This is a genomic window from Luteibacter sp. P4_D7_3 (assembly GCF_056401735.1).
This window is the reverse complement of the sequence record NZ_JBFUIT010000270.1, coordinates 1-5394: the sequence shown is the minus strand read 5'-3', so window position 1 is coordinate 5394 and position 5394 is coordinate 1. Positions and strand designations below refer to the sequence as shown.

At 62.5% G+C, this 5394-nt stretch carries 9 protein-coding genes; 3 read left to right on the top strand and 6 right to left on the bottom strand.

Annotated elements, in window-relative coordinates; translation table 11 throughout:
• From AC1DSN_RS17735 to AC1DSN_RS17720, 4 genes are all read right to left on the bottom strand, one after another.
• The coding region (locus tag AC1DSN_RS17735; RefSeq protein WP_477331962.1) for an FAD-binding protein at positions 1-276 on the bottom strand (276 nt) is incomplete at its 3' end.
• A 3-nt stretch (positions 277-279) separates the two neighbouring features.
• Entirely contained in the window at positions 280-666 is a 387-nt protein-coding gene (gene sdhD / locus AC1DSN_RS17730) for a succinate dehydrogenase, hydrophobic membrane anchor protein (RefSeq protein ID WP_063572474.1), read from the bottom strand.
• A complete protein-coding gene (gene sdhC / locus AC1DSN_RS17725; RefSeq protein ID WP_063572475.1) occupies positions 663-1055 on the bottom strand; it encodes a succinate dehydrogenase, cytochrome b556 subunit in 393 nt (130 codons plus the stop codon). The genes sdhD and sdhC overlap by 4 nt, the downstream gene beginning before the upstream one ends.
• 59 nt (positions 1056-1114) lie before the next feature.
• Positions 1115-1282, bottom strand: coding sequence for a DUF1674 domain-containing protein (locus tag AC1DSN_RS17720; RefSeq protein ID WP_082879133.1), 168 nt, complete (start codon positions 1280-1282; stop codon positions 1115-1117).
• Between the two features lie 126 nt (positions 1283-1408).
• On the opposite strand from AC1DSN_RS17720, the gene ygfZ reads away from it, so the two are divergent.
• Complete coding sequence (ygfZ, locus tag AC1DSN_RS17715; RefSeq protein WP_477295345.1) at positions 1409-2218, top strand: CAF17-like 4Fe-4S cluster assembly/insertion protein YgfZ; 810 nt, start codon at positions 1409-1411, stop codon at positions 2216-2218.
• Between the two features lie 492 nt (positions 2219-2710).
• Positions 2711-3145, top strand: coding sequence for a cell wall hydrolase (locus AC1DSN_RS17710; RefSeq protein WP_213947686.1), 435 nt, complete (start codon positions 2711-2713; stop codon positions 3143-3145).
• Positions 3146-3464: 319 nt separating this feature from the next.
• Here the strand turns inward: AC1DSN_RS17710 and AC1DSN_RS17705 are convergent, their stop codons facing one another.
• Positions 3465-3932 carry an outer membrane lipoprotein gene (locus tag AC1DSN_RS17705; protein ID WP_063572478.1) on the bottom strand — a complete coding sequence of 156 codons (468 nt, stop codon included), beginning with the start codon at positions 3930-3932 and terminating at the stop codon, positions 3465-3467.
• A 26-nt stretch (positions 3933-3958) separates the two neighbouring features.
• Entirely contained in the window at positions 3959-4570 is a 612-nt protein-coding gene (locus tag AC1DSN_RS17700; protein WP_213947687.1) for a glycine zipper 2TM domain-containing protein, read from the bottom strand.
• Positions 4571-4712: 142 nt separating this feature from the next.
• On the opposite strand from AC1DSN_RS17700, the gene AC1DSN_RS17695 reads away from it, so the two are divergent.
• Positions 4713-5394: TatD family hydrolase (locus AC1DSN_RS17695; protein ID WP_477331960.1), on the top strand; the 682-nt coding region annotated here is incomplete at its 3' end.

Sequence of the window (5394 nt, the reverse complement as noted above, 5' to 3'; positions counted from 1 at the left end):
GCACATGTACTCGATCGCGTCCTGGTCGCCGAGCCAGTCGGAGCCCTTGATCGTGTCGTAGAAGTGATAACGCCAGTCGTCCTCGCCCATGTTACCGAGCGCGGCGGAGATGCCGCCCTGAGCCGCCACGGTGTGCGAACGGGTCGGGAAGACCTTGGTGATGCAGGCGGCCTTGAGGCCCTTTTCGGCCAGGCCGAACGTGGCTCGCAGGCCCGCGCCGCCGGCGCCGACCACGATCACGTCGTACTTGTGTTGTTGAACCTTATAGGATTCCATCGATCAGCTTCCGAGCGCGATGCGCAGCACGGCCAGCACGCCCGTAAGCGCGGCGAGTACGGCGATGAACTTGATGAGTACCAGCGAGGTCATTTCGAGCCAGCGGGTATGGACGTAGTCTTCGATCACCACCTGCAGGCCGAGCACGGCGTGCTTGAACATGGTGATGATGAGAGCGATGAGCAGCACCGCGTTCCAGGGCTTCGCAATGGTCGCGCGGGCCGTGGCGTAGTCGGCGTGCATCAGGCCGAGCACGGTGATGACGAACCAGAGGGTCAGGAAGACCAGGGCGAGCGCAGTGATGCGCTGGGTCATCCAGTGGCCGACGCCTTCCTTCGCCGAGCCCAGGCCGCGTGCGCGGGCGAGCGGGTTGCGCAGATCCTTGCTCATGCGTGGCTCCCGGTCAGCACATAGGCCCAGACGGCCACCGTCAGCACGATGGAGACGATGATCGCCATCCAGCTGGTGCGGACGAACGTCTCGATCGCGTAGCCCTTGCCGGTGTCCTGGACCAGGTGACGGATGCCGTTGCACAGGTGATAGAAGAAGGCCAGGGTCCAGCCGATCATGACGATCGTGCCGAAGGCGCTGGTCGCGCAGGCGGTAAAGGTCGCGAAGGCGTCCTGACCGGCGGCGAGGGCGGCAAGGCCCCATACGATGAGCAGGCTACCGACGGCGAGGATGATGCCGGTGGCGCGATGCAGGATGGAAGAAGCCATCTGCACTTGCCACTTGTAGACCTGGAGATGCGGTGAGAGCGGTCGTCCCGTTTGTGCCATGGCGGCTATCCTGGATTGGAATCGCTGATGCCCGACGATCTCTCCCCGCCTTCCGATCCTCAGAAGTCGATGCAGCGTCCGTTCTTTTCCCAGTCGCCGTAACGCGTTGGGTCCAATGGCGCTTTCTCGACCCCTGGCGTGCCGTTCGTGGGGACGATCGGCGTGACGAGCGGTTTCGCCGGGGCGGAATCGTTCGCGTCTTTGGGTTCGGAGGGATTGTCGGACATGGTTATAAAGCCCTAAAAGCGTAATACCTGTGCCACCTCAGCACAACCTTCACGATTATCAAGAGGGTTGGTTTGGCCTTGGCCCGGCCGTATATCTTACGCTTCCGCCCTGCCTTGCGCCTCCCCATGCCGAGCCGTACCACTCGCAGCATCACCCTGACCGGCCCCGACGCGGCCTCCTTCGCCAATGCCCAGTTCAGCAGCGACGTCCTCGCCCTGCCCCGCGGCCGGTGGCAATGGAGTGGCTGGCTCGACCCCAAGGGCCGGGTGCGCGCGCTGCTACAGATCGCCCGACCCGACGACGAGCGCTTCGTCGTGATTCCGCGCGGAGGCGACGGCGAAGCGATCGCGAACGACCTGCGTCGTTTCGTCTTTCGGTCGAAGGTGAAGATCGTCGTGTCGGATGTACTGCACACCAGTGATGGCGACGCACTCGACGACACGCATGTTTGCGAAGACGAAAGCGGTGCGATCCGTTTCGGCGAAGGACATGCGTCGTTGCGGTTCGGCGATGCGAAAGTCGACAACGCGAAAGTTGAAAGCAGTAACGACGCGTGGATCGCGCGGCACATTTCGAATGGCTATGCATGGCTTCCGGATGGAGCGATCGACGCCTTGCTTCCACCCGCTCTGTCGATGGAACGCCTGGGTGCTGTTTCATTCAATAAAGGTTGCTTTCCCGGCCAGGAAATCGCAGCGCGCCTGCATTACCTTGGCGGCCACAAGAAACACCTGCATACCGTCACGAGCGACAGCACGCTCGCCGAAGGACATTCGCTACGCGTTGACGGCAACACTGTCGGTATCGTGTTGATGTGTCATGCATCAGCACCAAAGCCTATATCGCTTGTCGTATTGGATGACGCGGCCGTACAAGCAGACACTCTTGAAATCGAAGGCATGCGTCTGCACATCGTGTCGACGTTCGACGCATGAGCATTTGCAAGCACATTCGTAAAATAAAGTTCAACAGCGTGTGTGAGCAAAAGCTGAACCGTACCGCATACGCACTTGCCAAATTTGCATTGCGCTACTAGGCTCCGCCGATCCATTTGAGTGGCCGTGGTGTTGCATCACGGTTACGCCCGCGACGATCCGTCGACGATGACGGTTCTGGCGCGACCCGGCAAAAGCCGGAGCACGAAACGCGCGCACCATCTGATTGCGCGTAGTAAGCCGACAGAGCCGCCGCCCATTGCGCGATGCCGCTCCCTTTCGGCAAACCCCCATTACCGGACGGCTCCGGACAGCCGTCTTGTACAGTCACAGTGTGTGACGCCCGACTCATCCGCGTAACTGATTCTCAGCGGGTGCCTTCGGTTGGTCCAGGTAGTAACGGCCTGCCCGCCCGTCTACCGCTCATACGTCCCCCATGGCCTTTCCATGAAAGCCGCAAGTGACGGAAAAGCTCGTTGGAGGCAGATACACATGAAACTTTCCGCTTTGCTATGGATGGCGTCCGTCCTTCCAAGCCACCTCGCTGACCAGACGTGCCTGGCGACGACGGTATATCTCGAAGCACGCAGCGAACCCACCATCGGCCAGTATGCCGTGGCGGAAGTCGCCCTACGGCGCCGCGATCGCGGCATGGGCGGCGACAAGGTGTGTGCCGTCGTCTCGGCTCCACGCCAGTTCGCGATTACCACGACACCAAAGGATTTTGAAATAACCGATCTCGTTTCATGGACCAAGGCGTGGAAAATCGCTGGCGACTCCCTCAACAACTGGAGCCTGCCCAAGAGCGAACGCCTCGTTTATGTTCCGCAAGCAGATCATTTCGCGACCGTTGCGGTCGCACCGAGCTGGTCAGCCAGCCGCGTCGTTCGCAAGATCGGCGACCACGCGTTCTACGCCGTCAACTGACGTAAGCGAAAGAACACGCGGGGGAGAAGGAATCCAGGCGGGCAGCTTGGGATTCCCGGGAAAAGGGGCCCTCGGACGAGGGCTTTTTTTTGCCTTTTATAAAGCGGCCATTGCCATCACCCCCACGCTTTTGTAGGAGCCGATTCATCGGCGATGGGTGCTCGAGACCAACTCACGTTCTCTGAAAACAAGAAAGGCCCGCCTGGTAGCGGGCCTTTCTTGTTTTAGCCGTCTGGACGTCTGTAGAGGTTGACGTATTCCGGCATCGCCGCTGAAGCGGCTCCTACAGGAATCGCGCGACATCCACATCCAACGCGCGTTACCTGCGGTAGACGTGGTCACCCTGGATGACGACGTAATCGCCACGGCGAAGCTGTGGATCTTCCCGCTGCGTTACCGTCGCCACTCGCCCGTCATCCAGACGAATACGTACGCGGAACACGGCCTCATCCGCACCGTTGCGCTTGCCGACGGCATTGCCGACGAAGCCACCTGCCACGGCACCACCAACGGTAGCGGCCGTGCGACCGTCACCGTGGCCAACCGTGTTACCCAGCAAGCCGCCGGCCACCGCGCCAATCACGGCACCCAAGGGCGACGAATCGCGCTGGGTGTAGACCTGCTCCACATCGCTGACGGTGCCGCACTGATCGCAGCCCCGCGGGGGACCGGAATACACCACGCGATCCTCGTGGTAAACGCGTCGCGGCGGCTCATAGCAAGCCGTCAACGACAGAGTGGCAACAGCGGCGGCAACGAGGCCGGACTTACGGACGAAGCTGTGCATGGGTGGCGTCCTGGTGAATGGGTTGATCAACGCGCGTCGGAAATGACGGAAACGCCTTCCTGGACCTGGACGCGGTCGCCCGGATCGTGATCCATACGCACCGAACGCGTCACGCCGTTGTACTCATAGCGCACGTCATAGGCGACGACCTTGTCGCCCGCCGTGCCAGCCACCGTCTCGCACTTGCGGATGGTGCTGGTGGTCGTGTTGTTTTCCTGGTGGTTTTCCTGGATCTCGTGGCCGGCGTAACCGCCGCCCACGGCACCTGCGACCGTAGCAAGGGTGCGACCCTTACCGTGGCCGATCTGGTTACCCAGGAGGCCGCCTGCGACGGCGCCGATGGCGGTACCGGCGACCTGGTGCTGATCCCGCACCGGGACGTGGCGCGTCACGACCTCATCGTGGCACTGACGCTGTGCGGCCGTGGCCGTCTCGCGGACCGGATCCACGCTGACCACGCGACCGTAGCGCGGGCCATTGTCCGCCGGCGGCGGCGCGGCGGCGGCGTTGAGCGCCGAGGTGCCGGGCGACTGGGCATTGGCCACATCTGCGTTTGCATCGCGGTTGCAGGCGGAAAGGCTCAACACAAGGGCCGCGCCCAAACCAGCGTTCAGGACGGAAATCTTCAACCTGCTCATAACCCTACTCTCCTAACAAAGGTCGGCGACTCGATGGCGCATGTGCCCCATCACCCGGAAGTCGCCTCGATGACATTTGACAGTCGTTAAACTGAACGACGCCTTAGACTCACGCCCACAACCCCACCGGCCGCTGACTGACATGCTCGATCTGGTAGATACCCATGCCCATCTGGACGATGTTTCGTTCGACGGAGACCGTGGGGCGATGTTCGATCGGGCCAGCGGGGCCGGCGTGCGGCGCTGGATCGTACCGGCGATCGACCGGGGAAACTGGGAAGCCATCGAGGTTTTGTGTRCGGCGCGTGAAGGCGCCTTCCCCGCCTATGGTCTGCACCCGCTGCGGATCGACGCCCATCGCGACGAGCACCTTGCCGAGCTGCCGGGCTGGCTCGACGGCCACGGCGCGATCGCCGTGGGCGAGATCGGGCTGGATTTCTATGTCGAGGGTCTCGACCCGGTGCGCCAGCGCGAGGTTTTCGTCCGGCAGTTGCACATCGCCCGCGAACACGACCTGCCCGTGATCGTGCATGCCCGTCGCGCCTTCGAGGAAACCATCCACACCTTACGCCGCGTCGGCGGACTGCGCGGCGTGGTCCACAGCTTCTCCGGCAGCGAAGAACAGGCCCGGCAGYTCTTCGACCTCGGCTTCCATCTCGGCATTGGAGGCCCCGTCACCTACGAGGGCGCGAATCGCATCCGTCGCGTGGTCACCGGCATGCCACTGGAGTGGCTTCTGCTGGAAACCGACGCCCCGGACCAGCCCTGCGCCCATCGTCGGGGCATACGCAACGAACCGGCCTTCATGACGGATGTCCTCGAGA

What these genes read in the sequence shown, in the direction of transcription:
- AC1DSN_RS17710 (WP_213947686.1), top strand. Translation starts at nt 2,711, where the DNA reads ATGAAACTTTCCGCTTTGCTATGGATGGCGTCCGTCCTTCCAAGCCAC.
- AC1DSN_RS17720 (WP_082879133.1), bottom strand. Translation starts at nt 1,282, where the DNA reads ATGTCCGACAATCCCTCCGAACCCAAAGACGCGAACGATTCCGCCCCG.
- sdhD (WP_063572474.1), bottom strand. Translation starts at nt 666, where the DNA reads ATGAGCAAGGATCTGCGCAACCCGCTCGCCCGCGCACGCGGCCTGGGC.
- ygfZ (WP_477295345.1), top strand. Translation starts at nt 1,409, where the DNA reads ATGCCGAGCCGTACCACTCGCAGCATCACCCTGACCGGCCCCGACGCG.
- sdhC (WP_063572475.1), bottom strand. Translation starts at nt 1,055, where the DNA reads ATGGCACAAACGGGACGACCGCTCTCACCGCATCTCCAGGTCTACAAG.
- AC1DSN_RS17700 (WP_213947687.1), bottom strand. Translation starts at nt 4,570, where the DNA reads ATGAGCAGGTTGAAGATTTCCGTCCTGAACGCTGGTTTGGGCGCGGCC.
- AC1DSN_RS17705 (WP_063572478.1), bottom strand. Translation starts at nt 3,932, where the DNA reads ATGCACAGCTTCGTCCGTAAGTCCGGCCTCGTTGCCGCCGCTGTTGCC.